This is a genomic window from Modestobacter sp. I12A-02662, assembly GCF_041028325.1.
Taxonomy (GTDB): domain Bacteria; phylum Actinomycetota; class Actinomycetes; order Mycobacteriales; family Geodermatophilaceae; genus Modestobacter.
Window position 1 is genome coordinate 332,918 of sequence record NZ_JABGDE010000006.1, and the last position, 24,281, is coordinate 357,198.

Annotated in this window: 28 protein-coding genes and 1 tRNA gene; 16 read left to right on the plus strand and 13 right to left on the minus strand. The window is 75.4% G+C overall.

What is annotated here, in order from left to right; genetic code table 11:
- Positions 1-39: 39 nt before the first annotated feature.
- The gene (locus tag HL189_RS11030) at positions 40-696 is read left to right on the plus strand and encodes a biliverdin-producing heme oxygenase (RefSeq protein ID WP_369133734.1); all 657 of its coding nucleotides are present in this window, start codon (positions 40-42) and stop codon (positions 694-696) included.
- Positions 693-3,071 carry a SpoIIE family protein phosphatase gene (locus HL189_RS11035; protein ID WP_369133735.1) on the plus strand — a complete coding sequence of 793 codons (2,379 nt, stop codon included), beginning with the start codon at positions 693-695 and terminating at the stop codon, positions 3,069-3,071. The genes HL189_RS11030 and HL189_RS11035 overlap by 4 nt, the downstream gene beginning before the upstream one ends.
- A gap of 90 nt (positions 3,072-3,161) precedes the next feature.
- Here the strand turns inward: HL189_RS11035 and HL189_RS11040 are convergent, their stop codons facing one another.
- The 4 genes from HL189_RS11040 to HL189_RS11055 are packed head-to-tail and all read right to left on the minus strand — an operon-like array spanning position 3,162 to position 6,375.
- Entirely contained in the window at positions 3,162-3,437 is a 276-nt protein-coding gene (locus HL189_RS11040; RefSeq protein ID WP_369133736.1) for a hypothetical protein, read from the minus strand.
- A 39-nt stretch (positions 3,438-3,476) separates the two neighbouring features.
- Positions 3,477-4,523 (minus strand): FAD-dependent oxidoreductase, encoded by a 1,047-nt coding sequence (locus HL189_RS11045; RefSeq protein ID WP_369133737.1) that lies wholly within the window; start codon positions 4,521-4,523, stop codon positions 3,477-3,479.
- A gap of 53 nt (positions 4,524-4,576) precedes the next feature.
- Positions 4,577-5,344 (minus strand): class I SAM-dependent methyltransferase, encoded by a 768-nt coding sequence (locus HL189_RS11050; RefSeq protein WP_369133738.1) that lies wholly within the window; start codon positions 5,342-5,344, stop codon positions 4,577-4,579.
- The gene (locus tag HL189_RS11055; RefSeq protein ID WP_369133739.1) at positions 5,341-6,375 is read right to left on the minus strand and encodes a methylenetetrahydrofolate reductase C-terminal domain-containing protein; all 1,035 of its coding nucleotides are present in this window, start codon (positions 6,373-6,375) and stop codon (positions 5,341-5,343) included. The genes HL189_RS11050 and HL189_RS11055 overlap by 4 nt, the downstream gene beginning before the upstream one ends.
- 136 nt (positions 6,376-6,511) lie before the next feature.
- Between HL189_RS11055 and HL189_RS11060 the strand changes: the two genes are divergently transcribed.
- Positions 6,512-7,468 (plus strand): ATP-binding protein, encoded by a 957-nt coding sequence (locus HL189_RS11060; RefSeq protein WP_369133740.1) that lies wholly within the window; start codon positions 6,512-6,514, stop codon positions 7,466-7,468.
- Between the two features lie 68 nt (positions 7,469-7,536).
- Here HL189_RS11060 and idi read toward each other — a convergent pair whose 3' ends face one another.
- Complete coding sequence (idi, locus tag HL189_RS11065; RefSeq protein WP_369133741.1) at positions 7,537-8,085, minus strand: isopentenyl-diphosphate Delta-isomerase; 549 nt, start codon at positions 8,083-8,085, stop codon at positions 7,537-7,539.
- A 68-nt stretch (positions 8,086-8,153) separates the two neighbouring features.
- On the opposite strand from idi, the gene HL189_RS11070 reads away from it, so the two are divergent.
- Together HL189_RS11070 and HL189_RS11075 are read left to right on the plus strand one after the other, a co-directional pair.
- Positions 8,154-8,990, plus strand: coding sequence for an alpha/beta fold hydrolase (locus tag HL189_RS11070; protein ID WP_369133742.1), 837 nt, complete (start codon positions 8,154-8,156; stop codon positions 8,988-8,990).
- A gap of 61 nt (positions 8,991-9,051) precedes the next feature.
- Positions 9,052-10,413 carry an MFS transporter gene (locus HL189_RS11075; protein ID WP_369133743.1) on the plus strand — a complete coding sequence of 454 codons (1,362 nt, stop codon included), beginning with the start codon at positions 9,052-9,054 and terminating at the stop codon, positions 10,411-10,413.
- Positions 10,414-10,423: 10 nt separating this feature from the next.
- Here the strand turns inward: HL189_RS11075 and HL189_RS11080 are convergent, their stop codons facing one another.
- The gene (locus HL189_RS11080) at positions 10,424-11,320 is read right to left on the minus strand and encodes a LysR family transcriptional regulator (protein ID WP_369133744.1); all 897 of its coding nucleotides are present in this window, start codon (positions 11,318-11,320) and stop codon (positions 10,424-10,426) included.
- Positions 11,321-11,440: 120 nt separating this feature from the next.
- Here HL189_RS11080 and HL189_RS11085 point away from each other — a divergent pair, with 120 nt between their 5' ends.
- The 3 genes from HL189_RS11085 (at position 11,441) to HL189_RS11095 (ending at position 13,190) form a co-directional block, all read left to right on the plus strand.
- Positions 11,441-12,367: a DMT family transporter gene (locus HL189_RS11085; protein WP_369133745.1), complete on the plus strand. Its 927-nt coding sequence runs from the start codon at positions 11,441-11,443 to the stop codon at positions 12,365-12,367.
- 87 nt (positions 12,368-12,454) lie between these two features.
- The gene (locus HL189_RS11090; protein WP_369133746.1) at positions 12,455-12,664 is read left to right on the plus strand and encodes a DUF4177 domain-containing protein; all 210 of its coding nucleotides are present in this window, start codon (positions 12,455-12,457) and stop codon (positions 12,662-12,664) included.
- 370 nt (positions 12,665-13,034) lie between these two features.
- Positions 13,035-13,190, plus strand: coding sequence for a hypothetical protein (locus HL189_RS11095; RefSeq protein ID WP_369133747.1), 156 nt, complete (start codon positions 13,035-13,037; stop codon positions 13,188-13,190).
- A gap of 70 nt (positions 13,191-13,260) precedes the next feature.
- Here the strand turns inward: HL189_RS11095 and HL189_RS11100 are convergent, their stop codons facing one another.
- Entirely contained in the window at positions 13,261-13,824 is a 564-nt protein-coding gene (locus HL189_RS11100; RefSeq protein ID WP_369133748.1) for a dihydrofolate reductase family protein, read from the minus strand.
- Positions 13,825-14,165: 341 nt separating this feature from the next.
- Between HL189_RS11100 and HL189_RS11105 the strand changes: the two genes are divergently transcribed.
- The 4 genes from HL189_RS11105 (at position 14,166) to HL189_RS11120 (ending at position 17,714) form a co-directional block, all read left to right on the plus strand.
- Positions 14,166-15,131: an NADPH:quinone oxidoreductase family protein gene (locus HL189_RS11105; protein ID WP_369133749.1), complete on the plus strand. Its 966-nt coding sequence runs from the start codon at positions 14,166-14,168 to the stop codon at positions 15,129-15,131.
- A gap of 78 nt (positions 15,132-15,209) precedes the next feature.
- Positions 15,210-15,392, plus strand: coding sequence for a hypothetical protein (locus HL189_RS11110; RefSeq protein WP_369133750.1), 183 nt, complete (start codon positions 15,210-15,212; stop codon positions 15,390-15,392).
- Between the two features lie 120 nt (positions 15,393-15,512).
- On the plus strand, positions 15,513-16,598 hold the full coding sequence (locus HL189_RS11115; protein ID WP_369133751.1) for a winged helix DNA-binding domain-containing protein: 1,086 nt from the start codon (positions 15,513-15,515) through the stop codon (positions 16,596-16,598).
- A gap of 36 nt (positions 16,599-16,634) precedes the next feature.
- Entirely contained in the window at positions 16,635-17,714 is a 1,080-nt protein-coding gene (locus HL189_RS11120; protein WP_369133752.1) for an NAD-dependent epimerase/dehydratase family protein, read from the plus strand.
- Between the two features lie 97 nt (positions 17,715-17,811).
- On the opposite strand, the gene HL189_RS11125 is transcribed toward HL189_RS11120, so the two are convergent.
- The gene (locus tag HL189_RS11125) at positions 17,812-18,675 is read right to left on the minus strand and encodes an aldo/keto reductase (RefSeq protein WP_369133753.1); all 864 of its coding nucleotides are present in this window, start codon (positions 18,673-18,675) and stop codon (positions 17,812-17,814) included.
- Between the two features lie 191 nt (positions 18,676-18,866).
- Between HL189_RS11125 and HL189_RS11130 the strand changes: the two genes are divergently transcribed.
- Together HL189_RS11130 and HL189_RS11135 are read left to right on the plus strand one after the other, a co-directional pair.
- A complete protein-coding gene (locus HL189_RS11130) occupies positions 18,867-20,102 on the plus strand; it encodes a CynX/NimT family MFS transporter (protein WP_369133754.1) in 1,236 nt (411 codons plus the stop codon).
- Complete coding sequence (locus HL189_RS11135; protein WP_369133755.1) at positions 20,095-20,694, plus strand: histidine phosphatase family protein; 600 nt, start codon at positions 20,095-20,097, stop codon at positions 20,692-20,694. Before HL189_RS11130 ends, HL189_RS11135 begins: the two co-directional genes overlap by 8 nt.
- Positions 20,695-20,774: 80 nt before the next feature.
- Here HL189_RS11135 and HL189_RS11140 read toward each other — a convergent pair whose 3' ends face one another.
- A complete protein-coding gene (locus HL189_RS11140) occupies positions 20,775-21,854 on the minus strand; it encodes an EAL domain-containing protein (RefSeq protein ID WP_369133756.1) in 1,080 nt (359 codons plus the stop codon).
- 122 nt (positions 21,855-21,976) lie between these two features.
- On the opposite strand from HL189_RS11140, the gene HL189_RS11145 reads away from it, so the two are divergent.
- A complete protein-coding gene (locus HL189_RS11145; protein ID WP_369133757.1) occupies positions 21,977-22,600 on the plus strand; it encodes a TetR-like C-terminal domain-containing protein in 624 nt (207 codons plus the stop codon).
- A gap of 28 nt (positions 22,601-22,628) precedes the next feature.
- Here HL189_RS11145 and HL189_RS11150 read toward each other — a convergent pair whose 3' ends face one another.
- Genes HL189_RS11150 through HL189_RS11165 form a run of 4 tightly spaced genes read right to left on the minus strand, consistent with a single transcriptional unit; the run spans position 22,629 to position 23,933 of the window.
- Positions 22,629-22,838 carry a heavy-metal-associated domain-containing protein gene (locus HL189_RS11150; RefSeq protein WP_369133758.1) on the minus strand — a complete coding sequence of 70 codons (210 nt, stop codon included), beginning with the start codon at positions 22,836-22,838 and terminating at the stop codon, positions 22,629-22,631.
- A 27-nt stretch (positions 22,839-22,865) separates the two neighbouring features.
- The gene (locus tag HL189_RS11155) at positions 22,866-23,159 is read right to left on the minus strand and encodes a metal-sensitive transcriptional regulator (protein WP_369133759.1); all 294 of its coding nucleotides are present in this window, start codon (positions 23,157-23,159) and stop codon (positions 22,866-22,868) included.
- Between the two features lie 29 nt (positions 23,160-23,188).
- Entirely contained in the window at positions 23,189-23,686 is a 498-nt protein-coding gene (locus HL189_RS11160) for a DUF427 domain-containing protein (protein WP_369133760.1), read from the minus strand.
- Positions 23,687-23,699: 13 nt separating this feature from the next.
- Positions 23,700-23,933, minus strand: a complete 234-nt coding sequence (locus HL189_RS11165) for a DUF3618 domain-containing protein (protein WP_369133761.1) — start codon at positions 23,931-23,933, stop codon at positions 23,700-23,702.
- Positions 23,934-24,104: 171 nt separating this feature from the next.
- Between HL189_RS11165 and HL189_RS11170 the strand changes: the two genes are divergently transcribed.
- Positions 24,105-24,185, plus strand: a tRNA-Leu gene (locus HL189_RS11170).
- Positions 24,186-24,281: the final 96 nt, after the last annotated feature.

Genomic DNA, 24,281 nt, shown 5'->3' on the forward strand with positions numbered 1-24,281 from the left:
GTCGTCGCTGATGAGCTCAGCGACGGACGCGCTCCCCGGATGCGGGCCGGCGCCGGCGACGACGGGAACCGGGTGGCAGATACGACGACGGCGCACGCGCCGGCCGCGGGCACGGACGTGCTCCGGCGGCTGCGCACCGCGACCGCGGCCGAGCACCGGACCGTCGAGGAGACCCTGGACCTGCTCGACCCGCGGCTCACCCGTGACCGGCTGGTCCAGGTGCTCACCGCGATGCACGGCTTCTGGCGCGCCGCCGAGGCCGGGCTGGACGCCTGGGCGCGGGCCCACCCGGGCGACGCCGCCCGGCTCGACTGGTCCCGCCGCCGGCGCAGCCACCTGTTCGCCGCCGACCTGACCTCCCTCGGGAGCACGTCGGACCCCGGCCCCACGCCGGACCTGCCGCCGGTGGCGGACACCGACGAGGCGCTCGGCCGGCTCTACGTGCTGGAGGGCTCCTCGCTCGGCGGGGTGTTCATCGACCGGCACCTGGCCGGGCTCCCCCAGTTCGCCGGCGCCGGCCGGCTCGCCGCCTTCTCGCCGTACGGCGAGGACACCGGGTCGAAGTGGCGCGCCTTCCGCCAGGCAACCCGTGACCGGGTGGCCGCCGGTGGGGACGTCGACCGCCTGGTCGGCGCGGCGCAGGGGACCTTCCGCGCGCTCGCCGTCTGGTGCGGGGCGCGGGCGGGCCGGCCGTGACCGGCCGGCTGCAGTCCGGCCCGTGGCTCGCGCCGGGCGAGCCGGTCGACCTGAGCAACTGCGAGCGGGAGCCGATCCACGTCCCGGGCAGCATCCAGCCGCGCGGGGTGCTGCTGGCGGTCAGCGAACCGGACATGGTGGTCCGCCAGGTGTCCCGGAACCTCGCCGACGTGGTCGGCGTCGCCGGGGACGCGGCGCTCGGCCGGCCGCTGGCCGAGGTGCTCGGCGTCGTCCCGGCGCAGGCCGTCGCGCGCTCCGCGAGCGCCTTCGGCGACCTGCGCGAGCGCAACCCCGTGGAGCTGGTCCTCGACTGCGACGGCACCCCCCGCCCGGTCGACGCGATCCTGCACCGGGCCGCGCACGGCCCCGAGACCGTCGGCCTGCCGCCGGCCGACGCCGGGCCGCCGGTGAGCGGCCTGCCCGCCGTCACCCCGGCGAGCACCCTGGTCGTGGAGCTGGAGCCGGCGTACGGACCGCGCCCGTTCTCGTTCCCGAACACCTACCAGGCGGTGCGCGGCACGATCAGCGAGCTGAACCGGGCCACCTCGCTGCAGGAGCTCCACGACATCACCGCGGAGGCGGTGCGCACCCTGACCGGGTTCGACCGGGTGATGGTCTACCGCTACGACGCCGACTACAACGGCGAGGTCGTCGCCGAGGCGAAGCTGCCCGAGCTCAACTCCTTCCTCGGCCTGCACTACCCCGCCTCCGACATCCCGGCCCAGGCCCGGGCGCTGTACGAGAAGAACTGGATCCGGCTCATCTCCGACGTCGGGTACACCCCCGCACCGCTGGAGCCGGTCGACCTGCCCGCCACGGGCCAGCCGCTCGACCTCACCTACTCCACGCTGCGCAGCGTCTCGCCGATCCACTGCGAGTACCTGCGCAACATGGGGGTGCGGGCGTCGATGTCGATCTCCTTGCTGCGGGACGACCGGCTGTGGGGGCTCATCGCCTGCCACCACTACTCCGGCCCGCACGCCCCGCCGTACGCCACGCGCGCCGCGGCGGAGTTCCTCGGGTCCACGCTGTCCCTGCGGCTGGTCGATCGGGCCGAGGACGAGGAGCACCGGCGGGCGCTGCAGGTGCGGTCCACCATGGCCTGGCTGACCGCGGCGGCGCTGGACGAGGACCGCCCCCTCGCCGAGACCCTGCTCGGCCGGCCCGGTCTGCTCGACGTCGTCCCGGCCGACTCGGTGGTGGTCAGCCTGCAGGGGAGCACCGGGGCGGCCGGGGTGCCGCTGCCCGCGGACGTCGTGACCGCGCTCGCCGGCTGGGCCGCGGACCAGGGCCGCGACGTGGTCAGCACCGACCGGCTGCCCCTGGCCGCGCCGCAGCTCGGCATCCCGGCGGACCTGGCCTGCGGCGTGCTCGCCCTGCCGCTCCCCGAGGGGCAGTTCGTCCTCTGGACCCGCGCGGAGCAGGTGCACTCCGTCGACTGGGGCGGCGATCCGCACAACAAGGCGATCGCCGAGCGCGAGGGCGACAGGATCCGGCTGTCGCCGCGCAGGTCCTTCGACCGCTGGCGCGAGGTCGTGCGCAACCGCTCCGAGCCGTGGAGCCCCGCCCAGCTGGCCGAGACCGGTGACCTGCGCGCCAACCTGCTGGAAGCGCTGTACGCGCGATCCCGGCGGGTGGCCCGGGCGGCGGTCACCCTCCAGCGCAGCCTGCTGTCCGAGCCGCCGGACCCCGACCACCTCCGCTTCGCGGTGCGCTACGTCCCGGCCGCGCGCGAGGCCCAGGTCGGCGGCGACTGGTACGACGTGTTCCAGCAGCCCGACGGCAGCACGATGCTGGTGATCGGCGACGTCGTCGGGCACGACACCGAGGCCGCTGCGTGCATGGGCCAGCTGCGCGGGCTGCTGCGCGGGATCGCCTACGACAGCGCGGAGGGCCCGGCGGCCGTCCTCGGCCGGCTGGACCGGGCGATCGAGGGCCTCCAGCTACGGACCATGGCCACCGTGCTGGTCGCCCGGCTGGAGCAGACCCCGGAGGAGTTCGAGCGCGGGGTCACCCGGCTGCGCTGGTCCAACGCCGGCCACCCGCCGCCGGTGGTGCTCGCCCCGGACGGGCAGGTGGGGGTGCTGTCCGGCGACCGCCCCGAGCTCCTGCTCGGCGTGCGGCCCGGCGCGGCCCGGACCGACCACGTCGTGACGGTCGAGCGCGGCTCGACGGTGCTGCTCTACACCGACGGGCTCGTCGAGCGGCGGGACCAGGTGTTCGACGTGGGTGTCGAGCGGCTCGCCGCCGAGCTCGCCGCGGTCGGGTCCCGGGACGTCGAGGGCGTGGCGGAGGAGCTGCTCGCCCGGCTGCTGCCCGAGCGCAACGAGGACGACGTCGCGCTGATCGCCGTCCGTCTCGCCCCGCAGCACTGACCGGCGGGACCGCACCTCCCACCCCGGACCCGCGCCGGCCACCGTCCTGAACGGCCGGGAACCGGGGGTGACAGGAGCTCCCGTCCCCCCTCACTCGTCGGTGAACGTCGGGGTCAGCCCGTCGTCCTGGGGACCGACCCGGTCCCCGGTGGGGGGCAGCGGCGCGTCGTCGGCGACGGCGGAGGCCACCTCCGGGGAGTCCTCGACCGCCGGCTGCGCGGGCCCACCCTCCGGGTGCTCGAGCGCCTCGAGCATCTCCCGCTCCTCGGAGTCCAGCGCTGCGGGGTTCCGCTCGCCCGGCACCCCCTCGTCGTTGCCGGTGGCCATCGCCGTGTCGGGCAGGACGCTGTCGGGGCTCTCGCTCATGCCCCTGTCCTACCGAGCCGGGGACCCGGTGAACCCTGCTCAGGCGGCGGCCTGGCCCTCCAGCGCGCGGAGCAGTTCCCGGACGGCGCTGCGCCCGGCCCGGTTGGCGCCGATCGTGCTCGCCGAGGGCCCGTAGCCCACCAGGTGCAGCATCGGCTCGGCGACCACCCGGGTGCCGTCCATCGCGATGCCGCCACCGGGGGCGCGCAGGCGCAGCGGGGCCAGGTGGTCCAGCGCGGCACGGAACCCGGTGGCCCAGAGGACGGCGTCCGCCCGCACCTCCCTCGCCGGGTCGTCCCACGCGACGCCGACGGCGGTCAGCCGGTCGAAGACCGGCAGCCGGGTCAGCACCCCGCGTGCCCGGGCCGCCCGCACCGCGTCGGTCTCCACCAGCCCGGTCACGCTGACCACGCTGCCCGGGGGCAGCCCCGCCCGCACCCGCCGCTCGACGAGGGCGACCGCGGCCCGGCCGGCGTCCTCGTCGAACTGGTCGGTCCGCCACACCGGCGGCCGTCGGGTGACCCAGGTGGTGTCCGCGACCTCGCTGATCTCGACGAGCTGCTGCACCGCCGAGGTACCGCCGCCGACGACCACCACCGACTGCCCGCGGAACCCCTCGGCACCCCGGTAGTCGGCGGCGTGCAACTGCCGCCCCCGGAACAGCTCGCGGCCGGGGTAGGCCGGCCAGAAGGGGCGCGTCCAGGTGCCGGTCGCGCTGATCAGCGCCCGCGCCGTCCACCGCCCCTCGCTGGTGTCCAGCACGAAGCCGTCGCCGTCCCGGCGTACCGCGCGGACCCGGACCGGTCGGCGGACCGGCAGGTGGAAGCGCCGCTCGTACGCGGCGAAGTACTCGGACACGACCTCGCTGGCCGGCGTCGCCGGGTCGGCCGCGGGCAGGTCCATGCCCGGCAACGAGGCGATCCGGTGCGCCCGGTCCAGACGCAGCGACGGCCAGCGGTGCTGCCAGGCGCCACCGGGTCCGGCGTCGGCGTCGAGCACGACGAAGTCGGCGCCGGCCCGCCGCAGCTCGTAGGCGGCCGACAGCCCGGCCTGCCCCGCTCCGATGACCACGACGTCCGTCTTCATCCCCACTGCAACGCCGGCGGCCGCGCGCCCATGCCCACCCGCCGCGGCGTTGATCAGGTGGAGGCGACGGCGGCGATCAGCCGGGGCTCCAGGACGCCGTCCCCGATCAGCCGGCCGACCCGCCGGGACTGCTCCTGCGCCTCCGCCCACCGCGGGTCCGTGCCGTGCCGCCGCTCCACCTCGGCGTCGACCGCGTCCGCCCGCTCCTGCCACTCCGGCGGGCTGTCGGACAGGTCCGCGGTGGCCGTCGCGGTGACGGTGAACCCGGCGCCGGCGAGCAGCGCGTCGAGCTCGTCGGGGGTCGGGAAGCTGTTGCCCTCGGGCAGCGGTGGGGGGAGCGGCGCGACGGCGGCGAAGACGAGCAGCCCGAGCGGGCCGCCGGGCACCAGCACCCGGCGCAGCTCCCCGAGGAGCTCGGCCTTCTCCTCCGTCGTGCACACGACCCCGAGGCACCAGGCCGCGTCGAAGGACCCGTCGCGGAACGGCAGCGCCTGCGACAACGCGACGACCGACGGCAGCCCGAACAGGGCCCGGCTGGCGTGCACCGCCTCGCCCATCGGCTCGGCGCAGACCGGCCGCACCCCCCGCGCGGCGGCCAGCCACCCGGCCGGGCCGCCGACCCCGGCGCCGGAGTCGAGCACCCGCTGTCCGGGCCGGACGGCGAGGGCGTCGGCCAGCCAGCGCAGCGCCCCCTCGCTGCCGCTGCCCCGGCAGCCGGCCGGGACGGCGTGCTCCGCACCGAGGGCGCGGACGGCCTCCTCCGTCCATCCCGCGACCGTGCCGAACTCCGACTCCATCGCCTCGCTGGACAGCTCGCTCATGCCGCCTCCTCCCTGATCCGCCGGGCGACCTCCGCCTTGACCGCGGCCGCCGTCTCCTCGCCGCGGGCCGAGGCCAGCCCGGAGAGGTTCACCCCCACCACCCCGGGGACGGCGAGCAGCGCCCGCGCCTCCGCCACCGCGGCCGCGATGCCGGCCGCCGCCGGGTCGGGGGAGGCCAGCACGCGCTCGACGACGCCCGCGTCCAGGTGCAGCCCGGGGAACCGCTGCAGCACCCGGGCCGAGGGCTCGTCGGTGTAGACCGCGACCGCGGCGACGAACGGCAGCGTCGCCCCGGCCGTCCGCGCGGCCGTGGTGAACGCGGCCAGCCGGGCCGGGTCGCGGACGTGGTTGAGCACGCACAGCCGCGCCCCGGCGCGCTGCTTCTCCGCGACCCGCGCCGGCCGCAGCCCGACCGGTGGCGAGTCGGGCGACTCGGGCACCGCGACGGACAGCCCGGCCGCCGCCGCCAGCGCGGCCAGCCGCGTGCCGTCGAGGTCGAAGACCTGGGTGGTGTCCGGCCGGACGCCGGGGCCACGCGCGTCCCCGGTCACGCAGAGGACGCCGTCGACCCCGATCGCGGCCAGCCCGGCGACCTCCTGCTCGAGCACGACGCGGCTGCGGTCCCGGCAGGCCAGCGTCGTCCACGGCCGGCCGCCGGCGGCGAGCACCTCCGCGGCCAGCAACGTGGGCGGCAGGTCCGGGCGCCCCGCGTGCTCGCCCACGAGCAGCCCGTCGCTCACCGGCGCGAGCACTCCGACGACCGCGCGCACCGACGCCCGGTCGAAGGGCCGCACCGACAGGTCGGTGAGGACGACGGGATGCCGCCGGGCCCGCTCGATCAGCCCGCCCGCCGCCGGGGCGGGGACCGCGGGCGCGGGTCCGGTCCACCGCGGCAGCGGCGGCTCCAGGAACACGCACGGGTGCGCCGCGACCTCGCAGCTGCCGTCGTCCCGCACCCCGCCGCAGGGACCGAACACCATCCGCTTCGGGCACCCGGCGCGCACGAGGAGCTCGGTCGGCGGGGCGCTCATGACCTCGTCGCTGACCCGGACGTCCCCGACCGAAACCCCGGGCCGCCGTGTGACATCCCCCGGTGGATGGTTCCGGCCAGGGGTCGGCGGGCACAGAGCCGACGTCGGAGCAGACGACCGAGGGGCAGCGGACACGGTGGACCACCCACGCCAGGCGCACGACGGCTACCGGCACGTCGGTTACGTGCTGCGACCGGACGACGACCTCACCGCGGTCGTCGGGCCGGTGCTCCGCCGGGCCGTCGCCGCCGGCGAGCCGGTCGTGATCGCCTGCGCCGAGCCGTTGACCGGCACGCTGCTGGCCGCCCTCGGCGACCCCGCGGACGTGCGCGTCGCCTCGCCCGAGGCCCTGCAGGAGCGTCCGCCGGACGCGCTGGCCGCCATCGGCCGGATGGTGGACGGCGAGCTGCCCGCCGACGGCCGGCGCCTGCACCTCGTCGTCGGACCGGGCCAGCTCGACGACTGGTCGACCTGGACGGAGGTCGAGGCGCTGCTGAACCACGTGCTCGCCGACCGACCGGTCGACCACCTCTGCCTGCTCGAGCCCGCGGACGACGGCGACCGCGACCCGGACGCGGTGGTCCGGGCGACCCACCCGTGGGTGCTCACCGAGCAGGGGACGGTGCGCAACCCCGACTACCGCCCGCCGGCGGAGCTGCTGCGCGAGGCCCGGCAGACCCTCACGCCCGACCCGCTGGAGTCCACCGAGCCCGACCTGGCGCTCATCGACCTGGACGACATGCGGACGCTGCGGCGGGCGCTGAACCGGGTGCTGGCCGACACCTCCCTGTCCCCCGACGCCGCGCAGGACCTCGTGCTGGCGATCGACGAGGTCACCGCCAACGCCGCCGAGCACGGCATCCCGCCGGTCGACGTCAAGCTGTGGTGCTCACCGCAGCGGGTGCTGTGCGCCGTCACCGACCGCGGCACCGCCTTCGACGACCCGCTGGTCGGCTACGGCCCGGCGCACGGCGACATGGCGGTGGGCGGCATGGGGCTGTGGCTGGCCCGGCGGTCGGTGGACCGGCTCACCGCCGGGCCCGCGGACGAGTCGGGCGCCGGGTGCACGGTCCGCCTCGTCGTCAACGCCTAGCAGGACCCCGCTGCCCCCTCCACTCGCACGCTCGCGGGGGGACCCTGCAGCGGGGCCGCTCCGGCACGTCACCTGGGCGGCACAAGCCCGGCGGCCTCGATCAGGCGGGCCTGCTCGCGGCACCACGGCGACCACGCGTCGCGCTGCTCGATCTCCTGCCGCGAGCGGAACTCCGCCCAGTCCAGCAGCGCCCACTCCCCCACCTCGGTGGGGTCGGGCTGCGGCGTGCCGGTGAAGCGGCCGAGGTAGACCGGGCAGACCTCGTTCTCCACCACCCCGCGGAACTCCGCGCGGTACCGGTAGGAGGGCAGCGCCGGTCGCAGGTCGGCGACGCCGAGGCCCAGCTCGAACCGGGCCCGGCGGGCGATCGCGTCGGCGTCGTCCTCGCCCGGTCCGGGATGCCCGCAGACCGTGTTGGTCCACATCCCGGGGAAGGTGGCCTTGTCCGGCGCCCGGCGGGTCACCAGCAGGCGCCCGTCGGCGTCGAACAGGTAGGCGGAGAAGGCCCGGTGCAGCGGCGTCTCACCGTGGTGCACCTGGGCCTTGGGCATGGCGCCGATCGCCGTCCCGGACTCGTCGACCAGGACGATCATCTCCACCGTCGGGGGTGCCACCACCCCCCCATCCTCCCCCAGGGTCGCCGTTCCAGCAGTAAGGGCGCCGGGGACGGGGCAGGAACAGCGGCATGGACACCTTCCGGCGCGGTCCCCTGGTCTTCGACGTCCACGATTCCGGCCCGGTCGACGGTGAGCCCGTCGTCCTGCTGCACGGCTTCCCGCAGGACGCCTCCTCCTTCGACCGGCTGACCCCGGCGCTGCACTCCGCCGGGCTGCGCACGCTCGCCCCCGACCAGCGCGGCTACTCCCCCGGCGCGCGGCCGACCGGGCGGTCGGCGTACCGGACCCGCGAGGTGGTCGACGACGTGCTCGCCCTGCTGGACGCCGCGGGGCTGGAGAGCGCCCACGTGGTCGGTCACGACTGGGGCGGGATCGTGGCCTGGGCGCTCGCGGCCTGGCACCCGTGGCGGGTGCGGACGCTCACCGCGCTGTCGGTGCCGCACCCCGCGGCGATGACCCAGGCGCTGGTGCACAGCGACCAGGCCCTCCGCTCGAGCTACATGGCGTTCTTCCAGGTGCCGGCCGTCCCCGAGGCCGTGCTGCTCGCCAACGGCGGCGCGCTGCTGCGCCGGTCGCTGCGCCAGGGCGGGCTCCCCGACGACCTGGTCGACCGGTACGTCCAGCGGATGCGGGAGCCGGGCGCGCTGACCGCGGCGCTGAACTGGTACCGGGCGCTGCCGTTCGCCTCCGGCACGCCGATCGGGACGGTGCGGGTGCCCACGCTGCACGTGTGGGGTGCCCGCGACACGTTCCTCGGCCGGGCCGCCATCGAGGCCTCCCGCGGGTACGTCGAGGGCGCGTACGCGCTGGAGGTGCTCGAGGACGCCGACCACTGGCTTCCCGAGCTCGCCGCGGACCGGATCGGCGAGCTCGTCACCGCGCACGTGCGCGGCTCCGCCGCCTGACCGCGCGCACGGCGAGCCCAGCACGGTGCGCCGGCGGGGCCCACCGGGTACACAGCATCCCGTGACCGCCGACCCCGCCCCGCTGTCCCGCGCCCAGCGTCTGGACCGGCTGCCGCTGAACCGCGAGCACGGCCGGCTGGTCGTGGGCAGCGGCGTGGGCTGGGCGCTGGACGCCATGGACGTCGGGCTCATCTCGTTCGTCATGGCCGCGCTGGCCACCCAGTGGTCGCTGTCGACGACGGAGCTGTCGTGGATCGGCTCGATCGGGTTCGTCGGGATGGCGCTGGGGGCCACGCTCGGCGGCTTGCTGGCCGACCGGATCGGCCGCCGCCAGGTGTTCGCCCTCACCCTGCTGGTGTTCGGCGTGGCCACCGGCGCGGCCGCGCTGTCGTGGTCGGTGGGTGCGCTGCTGGTGTTCCGGTTCCTCATCGGGCTGGGTCTGGGGGCGGAGCTGCCGGTCGCCTCCACCCTGGTCAGCGAGTACGCCCCGGCCAGGATCCGCGGCCGGCTGGTCGTCGCCCTGGAGGCGTTCTGGGCGGTGGGCTGGGTGCTCGCCGCGCTGATCGGCTACCTCGTGGTGCCGCGCAGCGACGACGGCTGGCGGTGGGCGCTGGCGCTGGGCGCGGTGCCGGCGGTGTACGCCGTCGTCGTCCGGCGCGGCCTGCCCGAGTCGGTGCGCTTCCTGGAGCTGCGCGGCCGGACGGAGGAGGCCGAGGCGGCGGTGCGCCGGTTCGAGCGCGCCTCGGGGGTGCCGCCGTCGCCCAGCCCAACGATCGCGCCGGTGACCCGCCGCGCCCGGCCGGGCGAGCTGTGGGCCGGCGGCACCGCCCGGCGGACGGCGTCGCTGTGGGCGGTGTGGTTCGGGATCAACTTCGCGTACTACGGGGCGTTCACCTGGCTGCCCACCCTGCTGGTGGCCGACGGGTTCTCGCTGGTGCGGTCGTTCGGGTACACGCTGGTCATCACGCTGGCGCAGCTGCCGGGGTACGCGGCGGCGGCGTACCTGGTGGAGCGCTGGGGACGGCGGCCGACGCTCGGGGTCTTCCTGCTCGGCTCCGCGCTGGGCGCCGGGTTGTTCACGGCCGCCGACTCCGAGTCGGCCGTGCTGGCCACCGGGATGGTGCTGTCGTTCTTCAACCTCGGCGCGTGGGGCGCGCTGTACGCGCTGACCCCGGAGGTCTACCCCACCGCGCTGCGGGCGACCGGTGCCGGCGCGGCCGCGGGCTTCGGCCGGATCGCGTCCATCGCGGCGCCGCTGTCCGTGCCGCCCCTGCTGGACGCCGGGGGCACCGGGCTGGTGTTCGGCACCTTCGCCGCCTTCTTCGTGCTCGCCGCGCTCGCGACCACGGGGCTCCCCGAGGGCCGCGGCGGTGGTCTGGACGACGTCCCCCGCACGTCGGACGCGGCGGTCGGCACGGGCTGAGTCGCCTCGCTCAGCCGGTCGCCACGGCCGCGCGCAGGCTGCGCCGGAACGCCCGGACGGCGGGGTGCCCGGCGGCACCGCGCCGGACGCCGGTGTAGAGCCGCCGGGCGGGCCGACCGGTCAGCTGGACGAGCTGCAGCCCGGCCTCGCGGTCGGTCCAGAGCAGGTCCGGCAGCACGGCGACGGCGTGACCGGTCTCGACGAGGTGCACGTGCAGCAGGTAGTCGGGGCTGTCGAACCGCACGTCGGGCTCGAAGCCGGCGTCGCGGCACAGCGCGCGTGCCCACCGGCCCGGCGGGGACCCGACGGGGTCGAGCACCCAGGGCGCGCCGGCCAGGTCCGCCAGCGTGGCGCCGGGATCGCTCCAGGCGCCGGTCCGGGGCAGCGCGAGGCGGATCTCGTCGCGCAGCAGGTCCTCCTCGTCCACCCCGGGCGCCGGCACGCCCGCCCCGCCCGGGTACTCCTCGCCGAGCACGACGTCGAAGTCGTGGGTCAGCAGGCCGGCGAAGGCGGTCTCGGGCTCCCGCTGGGTCATCTCGACCCGCAGCCGGGGGTGCAGGTCGGCGAGCCGGGTGAGGGCGGACGGGATGAGGGTCAGCAGGACGCTCTGGAAGGAGGCGACCCGCAACGTGCCGCTGACCTCGGTGAGGGACGCGGCCAGCTCGGCCTCGGCCAGCTCGAGGCGTTCCAGGACGGCGTCGGTGTGCCGGACCAGGATGCGGGCCTGCTCCGTCAACCGGACACCGCGCCCGACCCGCTCGAGCAGTCGCACCCCGGTCTCGCTCTCCAGCTGGGACAGCTGCTGGGAGATGGCCGAGGGGCTGTAGGACAGTGCCCGGGCGACCTCGGCCAGCGTGCCGCGGCGCTGCAGCTCCCGGAGGAGGCGGAGGCGGTGGACGTCGAGCACGGGCGCTCCCGTCGTTCAGCTCAGCTGATCATCTCACTCCAGAATGATTCGCTGGACGGCGGAGTTTGCCGGCACGCAGGCTGTCACCGTGCCCGCGCTTGCCTCCCCCTCCTCGCGCCCGTGACCCCTGACCCCCGCAGCGGCCCGGCCGTGCTGATGGTGCTGGGGTCATGCGTCTCGCTCCAGGTGGGTGCCGCGGGTGCTGCGCAGCTGTTCCCGGCGATGGGCAGCGCGGGCGTCACGCTGCTGCGGCTGCTGGTGGCCGCGCTGGTGCTGCTGGCCGTCACCCGGCCGCACGTCCACCTGTGGACCCGGCCGCAGTGGCTGGCGGTCGGAGCGTTCGGCCTGTGCCTGGCCGGGATGAACGGCTCCTTCTACGCCGCCATCGCGCGCATCCCGCTGGGCACGGCCGTGACCATCGAGTTCCTCGGCCCGCTGGTGCTCGCCGCCGTCCTCTCCCGGCGGGTGCGGGACCTGGGGTGGGTGCTGCTGGCCGCGACGGGCGTCGTCCTGCTCGGGCTGGCCGCCGACGGCGGCGGCGGGCCCGGGCTGGACCGGGTCGGGGTCGCCTTCGCGCTGCTGGCCGGGGTGTTCTGGGCCGGCTACATCCTGACCAGCGCCCGGGTGGGCGCGGCCGTTCCCGGGCAGGGTGGGCTCGCGGTCGCCCTGGGGGTGGGCGCCCTCGCCCTCGTGCCCGTCGGTGCCGTGGGGGCGACGACGGTGGTCGACCGGCCCGACCTGCTGCTGCTGGCCGCCGTCACCGGGCTGCTCGCCTCGGTGGTGCCCTACACCTTGGAGCTGGCCGCGCTGCGGCGGCTGCCCCCACGCGTGTTCGGCGTGCTGCTGAGCCTCGAGCCGGCCGTCGCGGCGCTGGCCGGCTGGGCTCTGCTGGCCCAGCCGCTGGGGGGGCCGGAGGCCGTGGCGGTGGGGGTCGTGGTGCTCGCGAGCGTCGGCTCCACGCTCTCGGCGCGGCGGCCGGCCGTCGATCCGCCCGCGCCGCCCACCACGGCGGGCCAGCCCGCCGCCGTCGGAGCGCAGGACACCTGACGCCGGAGTTCCCCGGACGTCGGCCGTCGACACCGGCGGTCCGGCCCGGCAGGCTGGGCCCTCGGCACGCGGCGAGGGGAGCACTCGATGGCCGGGCGTTACGAGTACAAGGTCGAGGAGATCCGCGAGGGGATGATCGGCGGCAAGATGTCCGGCGACAAGCTCGAGAAGGTGCTCAACCAGCAGGCTCGGGAGGGCTGGCAGCTCAAGGCGATCACCTCGGTCGAGGTGAAGGGACGCATGGGGCCGGGCGGCGTGGAGGGCGTGCTGGTCACCTTCGAGCGGCCGGTGACCTGACGACCCGGGTTCGGGCTGGCGACGTTCCCGCGGGAGCGTCCGACCGGTACCGGCGTCCGCACTCCTCGATCGGCCCAGGAGTACACCCGCAGCCGGTCGGATCCTGACGCTGGTCGACGGCGGTGTAGCCGACACTCAGGACGTGACCGGAGACCTCCAGCGGGGCGGAGCCGGAGGCCGACCACTGACGAGCAGTGAGGTGGCGCTCCTCGATGCGCTCCTCCGCCATGAGTTCGAGGGCGTCGACGGACTCCGGGCGCAGGCTCGCCTGGTGAGCGCGTCTCCCGGCTGCACGTGCGGGTGCGGAACCCTCGACCTGCGTGTTCCCGACACCGTGCCGCGCTCAACGGCAGGCAGCCCGGTGCCGGTCGTGGGCACGGTGGTCGATGCGGACGGCGAGCCGATCGGTGGCCTCCTCCTGTTCGTCGATGACGGCCGGCTCTCCGGCCTGGAGGTGTACTCGATCGCCGACGACCCGCTGCCGGTGCCGCTCCCGGAACGGGTGCGGTGGGAGACGGCCGCGTGAGCCCGGCGTCCGTGGAGCCCCCCTTGGTCCCCGCGCGGCTCGACGCTCGCGCCGATCCGACGTCGGGCACTCAGTGCCTGGTCTCGTACCTGGTCAGGACCACGCCGTCGGGGAACGTCCGGGTCTCCACCAGGGTCAGGTCCACCCAGTTGTCCAGGGCCGTGAAGAACGGCGTGCCGCTGCCCACCAGGACCGGTGCGGTGGCCAGCACGTACTCGTCTATCAGCCCGGCCCGCATCGCCGCTGCGGCGAGTGTGGCGCCGCCGATGTCGATGGGGCCGCCGTCCTCGGCCTTGAGCCGGGTGATCTCGGTGACCGCGTCGCCGGTGACCAGGGTGGTGTTCCAGTCGACCGTGCTGAGCGTGGAGGAGAACACCACCTTCGGCATGTCCTGCCAGCGGCGGGCGTACTCGATCTCCGCCGGTGTGACGCCGGGCTGCTGGTCGGCGGTCGGCCAGTGGGAGCTCATCGTCTCCCAGAGTCGGCGCCCGTACAGCGCCAGGCCGGTCGTCCCCACCCGGTCGGACCACCACTGGAACAACTCGTCGCTCGGCACGCTCCAGCTGAGATCGTCGCCGGGCGCGGCGATGTAGCCGTCCAGGCTCACGTTCATGCCGAAGGTCAGTTTCCGCATGGCGTCAGCCTCCCGTGAGTCGGCGTTCGGCGTACAGACCGGCCCGGCGTGGACGATCCATCGGTCAGGCCATGCCGACGAGGACCCGGACCGAGCCTCGTCGCGGGTCGCGAGCGAGTGCCTCGACGACGTTCCCGCGGGAACGTCGCACCGCGTCTCAGCGCCCGATCCAACAACGGCACGGGTCCCGTCGGCACCCTCGCCGCCGGATGTCTCAGAGCGGCCCACTTCGGGATGCCTGAGCAGCCGATGAAGTCGGGGGTGGGCGTGCGGGGTGCGGCCGGCCCCAGGCGGGAAGCGTCGACCTGGTGGGCCACCATGTGGTCGCTCTAGCGTGAGTCATGCGTGCCGCAGTGATCACCGCGCTCACCGGGCCGGACGCCGTAGAGGTCCAGGAGCGGCCGGAGCCCGTGCCCGAGTCACACCAGGTGCTCATCGACGTCGAGTACGCCGGTGTCGCCTTCCCGGACGTGCTGCAGACCCGGGGGCTGTACCAGCGGCGTCCCGACCTGCCGTTCACCCCCGGGTGGGAGGTGTCCGGGGTGGTGCGGGCGGACGCCGGTGGCTTTCGCGCCGGTGACCGGGTCGCGGCCATGCCCATCACCGGCGGCCTCGCCGAGAGCGTCGCGGTCGACGGCCACATGGTGTTCCCGCTGCCCGACGGCCTGCCGTTGGACAAGGCTGCGGCACTGCCGCTGAACTACCTGACGGCGCACTTCGCGCTGACCCGGCGCGCGCAGCTGAGGAGGGACGAGACCGTGCTGGTGCACGGTGCCGCCGGAGGCCTCGGCACTGCCGCCTGCCAGCTGGCTGCGGCCTGCGGCGCGCGGGTGATCGCAGTCGTGTCCACGCCGGAGAAGGGGGAGGTCGCCAGGGCAGCCGGAGCGCACGACGTCGTGCCGGTCGACGGCTTCCGCGACGAGGTCCGCCGGCTGACCGGGGGCGTCGGGGTGCACGTCATCGTCGACCCGGTCGGCGGTGACCGGTTCACCGACTCCCTGCGCTCGCTGGCCCGGGAGGGCCGGTTGCTCGTCCTCGGCTTCACCGGCGGTGAGATCCCCACCGTCAAGGTCAACCGGCTGCTGCTGACCAACACGTCCGTGCTGGGCGTGGCCTCGGCCGAGTTCTGGTCCGACGAACCCGACCACCCCGGCCGGCAGTGGCGCGAACTGGTGCCGCTGATCGAGTCCGGCGCCATCGACCCGCCGATCGGCCCGGTCTTCCCTCTGGAGGACGCCGCCGGGGCGATCCGCGAGCTGGACGAACGCCGGGCCGCCGGCAGGGTGCTCATCCGAACACGCTCATGAGCAGGCCCGGTTCGAGGGCAGGTGTCTCAGTAGCCGCGTTCAGGCGAGCGGGCAGGTGTGGGGTTCGCGGGCATTCCCGTGGCCTTCGCCGCCGCGCGCGGGCTGGGCGGTCGTGACGTTGAACTGGGCTACCTCCACGGGCTGGCCGCCGTCTCCTTCGTCCTCACGACCACCCTGTTCACGTCGCACAACCGTCGCGTCGCAACGAACCCGAGTGACGCGCGCGAGGGCGTGCGAACGGGGCCGTCCGCCGATGGGTGACCGGGTGCGCCCAACGGGCCGGCCCGCAGCTTGCTCGGCATCACTCTCGGTCACCCGTGTGAGCAGCGCCTTGATCGTCGATCTTCCGGACCGTCGGTGGCCGGCCCTACGGTGCCCAGCATGACGACGGTGACCAGGGCGGACGTGCTCGGCTTCCGCGTGCGGGCCCAGCAGCTCGACCGCACGGAGGGCACGCTCGCCGACACCGCCGTCCTCGACCTCGGCGTCCAGGACACCGGGCCGGACGGCGCCCGCTGGGCGCTCGCCGTCCGCGGCCTCGAGGTGCCGGCCGACTCCCCCGACCTGGCCCTGACGTGGACCGTCCGGGGGGCTCCGCACCTGTACCGGCGGGCCGACCTGCCCGGGGTCGCCGCCGCCACCGCGCCGTTCTCCGAGGCCGACGCCGCCAAGCGCATCTACGACGCCGCCAAGCCGTTGCAGGCCGCCGACATCCCGATCATCACGGCGCTGGACACCGTCGCCGGCGCCATGCGCACCGTCGTCCGCACGCCGACGGTCAAGGGCGACCTCTCCGGCCGGCTGGTGGAGCTGCTGCCCGAGCCGTACCTGCGGTACTGCCGTCCGTGCGACGCCGTCCACGCGCACGAGCAGGCGTTCCGCATCGCGGCACTGCGCGCCGGCCTGCAGCTGCAGCCGGACACCTCTCCCCCGGTGCTCGAACCGATCCCCGACTTCAGCCCGGCCGAGCAGGTCCCCGAGCAGCTGGACGTCGTCCGCGGTTACCTGCACCTGTTCGGCCCGGCCACCCCGAAGCTCGTCGCCGCCTACCTGGACGCGCCGGTGCGCGACGTCACCGACCGCTGGCCGTCCGACGTGGTGGAGGTGACGGTCGACGGCGACAGGCGCTGGGTGCTGGCCGCCGACGCCGACCGGCTCACCGCCGGTCCGGCCACCACGGTCCGACTGCTCGGCCCCTTCGACCCCTACCTGCAGTTGCGCGACCGGTCGCTGCTGGTCGAGGACCGGGCGTCGGCCAAGACGCTGTGGCCGGTGCTCGGGCGGCCCGGCGCCGTCCTGGTCGACGGCGCGGTGGCCGGCACCTGGCGGCCCCGGAAGAGCGGGAAGAAGCTCACCGTCGCGGTCGGTCCGTGGCGGGCGGTCGACCGCCCGGCGGTGGAGGAGCAGGCCGAACGGCTGGCCGCGCACCGCGGCGTGACGCTCGCCGCGGTGCAGATCGACGGGTGAGGGGTGGGCGCCTGGCCGGACGGGTAGCCGCCGGGCATGGCTCAGCTCTCCAGCGGACACCTTTCGGGCCTCAAGGTCGCGGTCACCGGCGCCAGCGGCAACGTGGGGACGGCGCTGCTGCGCGCCCTCGCCAAGGGCGGAGCGGCCGAGGTGCGCGGCCTCGCCCGGCGGCAGCCACCCGAGACCGAGCCCTACGACGGGGTGCGCTGGTACCTCACCGACCTCAGCGAACCGGACAGCGAGCAGGTGCTGGCCGAGTTCCTGGACGGCGTCGACGCGGTGGTGCACCTGGCCTGGGCGCTGCTGCCCGACCGGCAGCCCGACCTGTTGCAGCGGGTGAACGTCCAGGGCACCGAGCGGGTGCTGGCCGCGGCCGGTGCGGCTGGGGTGCAGCACGTGGTGCACATGTCCTCGCTCGGCGCGTACGCCGCCGGCCCGCAGGAGCGGCCGATCCAGGAGGACTGGCCCATCACCGGCATCCCGTCGTCCACGTACAGCCGTCAGAAGTCGGCCTGCGAGCAGGCCCTGCTGGAGTTCGCCGCCACCTACCCGGACACGGTCGTCGCGGTCACCCGGCCGACGCTCGTGCTCCAGCCCGAGGCGGCCAGCGAGATCGGCCGCTACTTCCTGGGCCCGTACCTGTTCCCGCTCGCCCGGCTGCTGCCCGGTGAGGTCGCGCGGCTGCTGCCGCTCCCGCTGCCCGGGTCGCTGCGGATCTCCTTCGTCCACGCCGAGGACGTCGCCGACGCCATCGCCCGGATCCTCGACCGCCGGGCCGCGGGTCCGTTCAACCTGTCGGCCTCCCCGGTGCTGGACGCCGACGAGCTGGCCCGCACGCTGGGGTCCCGGCGGGTCCCGGTGCCGGCGTTCGTGCTGCGCACCGGGATGCAGGCGGCGTTCCTCGCCCACGTGCTGCAGATCGAGGCCGGCTGGCTGGACATGGGGCTGGGCATCCCGCCGCTGGACGCCACCCGGGCGCGGACCGCGCTGGACTGGCGGCCCGCGCACAAGGGCGACGACCTGCTGCGGGAGTTCGTCGCGGCGCTGGGCCGCGGGCAGGGTGGCCAGGGCCCGCTGCTGCACCCGGGCACCGGTCCGGAGCACACCCCCGCCTGAAGCGCGCCGGAACCCTTCGGGCAGGGATCCGACGACGACTCGGCCCCGCTGCAGGGGCCCGCCGCGAGCGTGCGAGCGGTGGGGGCAGCGGGGTCCTTCAGCAGGCGAGGGCGTCGAGCTGCGCCATGTCCTCGTCGGAGAGGGTCAGCTGGGCGGCGGCCAGGTTCTCGGTCAGGTGCTCGACCGACTTGGTGCCGGGGATCGGCAGCACGACCGGCGACTTCTGCAGCAGCCAGGCCAGTGCCACCTGGGACGGCGTCGCGTCGAGCTCCGCGGCGATGGCCGCGACCGGGCTGTCGGGCTTGGCCAGGTCACCGGTGGCGATCGGGAACCACGGGATGAAGGCGATGCCCTCGGCGGTCGCGTAGTCCAGCACGTCCTGGCTCTGGCGGTTGGTCAGGTTGTACAGGTTCTGCACGCTGACGATCTCGGTGACCTCGCGGGCCGCCTTCAGCTCGTCGATCGACACCTCGGAGACGCCGATGTGCCGCACCTTGCCCTCGGCCTTCAGCTCCACGAAGGCGCCCAGCTGGTCGGCCAGCGGCACCTCTGGATCGATCCGGTGCAGCTGGATGAGGTCGATCCGCTCCTGCTGCAGGTACCGCAGCGACAGCTCGACCTGCTGCTTGAGGTAGGCCGGGCGGCCGACCGGCGTCCAGATGCCGGGGCCCTGCCGGGTCAGGCCGGCCTTGGTGCCGATGACCAGCTGCTCCGGGTACGGGTGCAGCGCCTCGCCGATGATCTGCTCGCTGACGGCCGGACCGTAGGAGTCTGCGGTGTCGATGAAGTCCACGCCCTCCTCGACGGCGGCCCGCACCACCCGGACCGCGGCGGCGCGGTCGGCCGGCTCGCCCCACACCCCAAGGCCGGGCAGCTGCATGGCGCCGTAGCCGAGGCGGTGGACGGTCAGGTCACCGCCGAGGTCGAAGGTCAGCGGGGTGGTCGCGGTGCTGGTGGTCATCCGGGTCTCCTGCACGTGTCTGGTGGTGGGCGCTCGACGCGCCCCGTCCCGTGGTGCACAAGCGGTTGCATGGAACACCTTTTCCCGGTCCGCCCTGCTGTGACGGTCGGCACAGTCCGCACCCCGGGGCGGCGACCGGCGGCAGGCCGGAGGAAGGTGGACCGGTGCAACGAGGACGACGGGGAGGCGCGGTGGCGCTGCCGGTCCTGCTGCTGGCCGGGGTGGTGCTGGTCGCCCTGAACCTGCGCGGGCCGCTGGTCGCGGTCTCCCCGGTGGTCGACGACCTGCAGCGCGACCTCGGCGTCAGCGGCGGCACGATCGGCCTGCTCACCAGCATCCCGGTGCTCTGCTTCGGTCTCGCCGCGCCGCTGGCGTCGCTGCTCATCGCCCGCACCGGCGTCCACCGGGCGGTCGTCGTGTCCCTCGCCGGCGTGCTGGCCGGCACCCTGCTGCGCTCCCTGGACGGCCCCGAGGCTGCGATCGCCGGCACGGTGGTCATCGGGCTGGGGATCACCGTGGGCAACGTCGTCGTCCCGGTGGTCATCGGGCGGGACTTCCCCGGTGCGACCAACGTCGTCACCGCCGCGTACACCGCTGCGCTGAACCTCGGGTCCACGCTGACCTCCGCGCTCACCGCGCCGCTGGCCGACCTGCTGGGCTGGCGCGCCGCGCTCGCCTCCTGGGGACTGCTGGTCGTGGCCGCGGCCGGGGTGTGGACCGCCGGGCTGCGCCGGCACGTCGCCCGCACGGCTGCCGCGGCGGCGGCCGGGGACGCGCCGCCCCCTCCCCTGCCCCCGGCCACCGGGCCGTCGGTCTGGCGCCGACCGGTCGCCTGGGGCCTGACCCTCGCCTTCGCCGGGCAGGCGTTCACCTACTACGGCGCCACGGCATGGCTGCCGACCCTGCTGGCCGACGAGCAGGGGCTGTCCCGCTCCGCCGCGGGCGCCAGCTCCTCGCTGTTCCAGCTGCTCGCGGTGGCCGGCGCGTTCGCCGTCCCCGCGCTGGTGGCCTGGTGGAGGTCGCCGTCCCTGGTGCTGCTGACGGTCACCGCGCTCTGGGCCACGCTCCCGATCGGGCTGATCGTCGCGCCGTCGCTGTGGCCGCTGTGGTGCTGCCTGGCGGGTCTGGCCCAGGGTGGCGGCATCACCGTCGTGTTCATCGCGATCGTGCGCCGCTCGAGGGACCTGACGGAGAACCGGCGGCTCTCGGCGATGGTGCAGGGCGGCGGGTACGTGGTGGCCGCCCTCGGACCGCTCGTCGTCGGGGCGGTGCACGAGGCGACCGATGGTTGGACCGCCCCGCTGCTGGTCATCCTGGGCGCGGTGGCCGTGATGGCCGCCGCCGGGGCACCCTCCGCCGGTGGTCGCACCTCGTCCGGGGTGCCGGAGGTGGATCCGGCTCCCGTGGAGGAGGTCCAGCGTGGGTGAGTTCGTGGTGATCCGGCACGGGGCGACCGAGTGGAGCAAGAGCGGGCAGCACACCGGGGTGACCGACCTCCCGCTGCTGCCCGAGGGCGAGGACGACGGCCGCCGGCTGGCGCCGGTGCTCGCGCAGCGGCAGATCGCGCACGCCTTCGTCAGCCCGCGGCAGCGCGCCCGGCGCACCGCGGAGCTGGCCGGCCTCCTCGACGGGGACGTCGACACCGTGATCGAGCCCGACCTGGTCGAGGTCGACTACGGCGCCTACGAGGGGCGGACGACGAAGGAGATCAGCGCGGAGATGGGCCGCCGCTGGTCGCTGTGGACCGACGGCACCGTGCCCGGCGACACCCCCGGCGAGTCGCTGGAGGAGGTCGGCGCCCGGGTCGACCGGGTGCTGGAGAAGGCCCGCCCGATGCTGGACGACGGCGACGTGGCGTTCGTGGCGCACGGGCACCTGCTGCGGATCCTCACCGCCCGCTGGCTGGGGCTCGACCCTGCGGCGGGCCGGCTGTTCCCGCTGGCGACCGGGCGCTACGGCACCCTCGGGCACGAGCACGAGCGACCCGCGCTGACCGGCTGGAACATCGGCTGCCCCTGAGAGGACCCCCTCGCCCTGACGGCCCCCGCTGCAGGGTCCCGCCGCGAGCTTGCGAGTGGCGGGGGCAGCGGGGTCCTTCCTCAGGCGAGGACGAGCTCCGGCTCGGCCAGCGCTTCGGGGCGCACCGGACGGCCGAACAGCCAGCCCTGCCCCAGGTCGGCGCCGACCTGACGGGCGAGGTCGGCCAGCCGCTCGGACTCCACGCCCTCGGCCACGACCCGCCCGCCGTGCAGGTGGGTCAGCTCGCACAGCGCCCGGGCGACGGCCTGCGGGCCGGGCTCCTCCAGCCGGGCGACCAGCGTCTTGCTGAGCTTCACGACGTCGGGCCGGGCCACCGTGACCAGCGCCAGGCTGGACCAGCCCACCCCGACGTCGTCCAGCGCGACCCGCCAGCCGAGCGAGCGGTGGTGGTCGAGCACCGACATGAGGTGCTCCCGGTCGGTGACCGCGTGGGAGGCGACCACCTCGAACACCAGCTGCTGCGGCGCGATGCCGGCCTCGTGCACGGCGCGCTCGGTGCTCGCCAGGCAGACCGAGGGCCGGTGCACCGCCGCCGGGTCGGAGTTCACGTACAGGTCGGCCCCGCCCAGCCACGGGGCGGCGTGCCGGATCGCCGCCTCCCGGGCCAGCCGGTCCAGGCGGCGCAGCCAGCCCGCGCGCTCGGCCAGGAAGAACAGGTCGCCGCCGCCGACCTCGCGCCCGTCGACCCGGCCGCGGAGCAGGGCCTCGTGCCCGACGATCCCGCCGCTCTGCAGCGACATGATCGGCTGGTACACCGGCCACAGCTCGGCACCGGTGAGCAGTCCCATCTCCACGGTGATCCCGCGGCGGGCCAGCTCGACGGCGAGGGTGGGGGCGGTGAGCAGCCGCGTGGCCAGGGCGACGCCGTCGCCCGGCGGGTCGGCGGTGATCCGCACGCACTCGGTCTCGGCGGTGGTGAGCTCCCGGGCCAGCCGCTCCAGCAGCCGGTCGATGCGCCGGCCGCCCTGGTGGTCGACGACGTCGAGCAGCCCGGGCGCGGTGCCGATGGTCAGGCCCATCGCCCCGGCGACGCGCGAGATGCTGGGCAGGATGTGGTCCAGCGTGCTCGCCAGCAGCAGCCGCCGGGCGCGGTGAGGGGTCTCCCAGGAGGGGCGGAGAGGTTCGGCGGGCCCGGTCACGGCAGCAGGATGACGGACTGTGAGCCCTCGACCACGCAGGCGCGCGGGAGGGACCGTCCCGTTCCGCATCGCCCGTCGTAGATCACACCCGCCCGAAGATCAACACGGGTACTGTCCCGGGCGTGTCTGACGTCAGTCCAACCGGTGACGACCGGCCTGGTCGCGGCGGTCGCCCGCGCGACCCCTCCCGCGACGGGGCGATCCGGGCGGCGATCCTCGAGGTCCTCGCCCGCTCCGGCTACAGCGGCCTGACGATGGACGCGGTCGCCGCGGCGGCCGGCGTCGGCAAGGCGACGATCTACCGCCGCTGGCGCACCAAGTCCGACCTGGTGGCCGACGCCGTCGCCCAGCTCAGCCACACCCCGGTCGAGGTGCCGGACACCGGCTCGCTCGAGGGGGACCTCCGCGAGCTGCTGCGCTGGCTGGTGGACACCGTGAACGGGCCGATCGGCGGCGCCATCCGCGCGCTGCTGTCGGCGCTGCCGCACGAGCCAGCGCTGCGGACCGCGTTCCACGAGGGTCCGCTGGCCTTGTGGGGGGCCGCGTTCGGCCAGGTCTGGGACCGCGCCGTGCAGCGCGGCGAGCTCGCGGCACCCATGACCGGCACCGCGGTGGCCGCCACCGCCAGCGCGCCGATCCTGCAGCGCTGGCTGTTCGACGGCGAGCCGGTGTCCCTGGAGTTCGCCGACGAGGTCGTCGCCGACGTCGTCCTGCCGCTGGTCACCGCCCGCCGTCCCGCTGCCTGACCGGTGGGCCGGGCCTGCGGCCCGGCGGTCACGCAGGCCGGGCCGTGTAGTCGCCGGCCTCGGCGACGGCGGCCTGCACCTGCTCGGCGGTCAGGCCGTCGCCGACCACGCGCAGCCGGCCGTTGGTCAGGTCGACCTCGACCTCGGTGACGCCGGGGACCTCGCCGACCTCCTCGGTGACAGAGGCGACGCAGTGCTGGCAGGTCATGCCGGAGACGGTGAAGTCCAGGGTCTGCACGGTGGCCTCTTCCTCGCTGGGGTGGGTTCAGGAACGGACGAGCCGGGCGATGGCGGCGGAGGCCTCGGCGATCTTGGCGTCGGCTGCGGCGCCGTCGTCCTCGGCGCCGGCCGCGACGGCCTCCCGGACGCAGTGCCCCAGGTGGTCGTCGAGCAGGCCGAGGGCGACGGCCTGCAGCGCCTTGGTGGCCGCCGAGACCTGGGTGAGGACGTCGATGCAGTACGTGTCGTCCTCGACCATCCGTGCGATGCCGCGGACCTGCCCCTCCACGCGCTTGAGGCGCGCCAGGAGCTGGTCCCTGTTGCCGGCGTAGCCCGTCATGCCGACGATGATACCCCTAGGGGGTAACCTCACCACCAGCGGGACCCGGGCTCCCCCTTGAAGGGGCCGACCACCTCGTCGGTGATCCAGCCGCCGTAGAAGTCGCCGACCTGCGGCCGCACGCGCTCGCCGTCGACGGTGGCGGCCTCGACCCGGCCGGGGTAGAAGGCCACCGCGCCGCGCAGGTGCTCGTAGCCGGCGGTCGGCGCCTCGTAGCTCCAGGCCACCGCCGCGTGGCGGACGCCGTCGAGGACGGCGTCCCAGTACGTCGCCGTCCCCTTGAACTCGCACCACGACGACCCGGCCGCCGGCTCCAGCACGCCGGGCAGGACGTCGTCGCGGGGCACGTAGTAGACCGGCGGGTGACTGGTCTCGCACACCCGCACCGCCCGGTCGGTGCGGGCGACGACCCGGCCGCCGAGGACGACCTCGATCCGCCGGGGTGTCACCTCGGCGGACGGCGGGCGGGGATAGCTCCAGACCGACTCCTGCCCGGGCCCCACCGGGTCGGGACGGGGGTGGTGCACGGCGCCGGGCGGGTCAGTCGCGGACGGCCTGGACGATCCGGCGGACGACCAGGAAGGCGACCAGCGAGCCGACGGCGGCGACCAGCGCCTTGCCGGGCGGGCTCTGCAGGAACTCCTGGACCTTCGCCTTGCCCTGCTCGCTCAGCCGCTTGGGGCTGGTGCGGAACGCCAGCTCGTCCAAGGTGGCCGCGAGCGACTCGCGGGCGGCGTCGATCTCCTGCTGGATCTGCTCGGGGCTGCGCGGCACGGGCGACAGCCTGCCAGATCTTGAGCGACGGGGCCTGGTCACCTCCCGCGACCGCCTCCGTCCGGGGGAGGCGGAGCAGGATGCACCACCGCCCCGCCGGGGGCGATCGGCACCCCGCTCGCCCGCGCGCCGGGCTCGAGCCGGCGGGCCGGCTCCTACACTGCGGGCCACGCGGGAGTGGTGTAACGGCAGCCACGCCAGACTTAGGATCTGGTGCCTTCGGGCGTGCGGGTTCGACTCCCGCCTCCCGCACCCGGCCACCTCACACCCTCCGGAAGACAAGCTGCCTTGACACTGCCGGCAGGTGTCAAGCATCCTTGTCCATGACAAGGGAACTTGACAACGAGG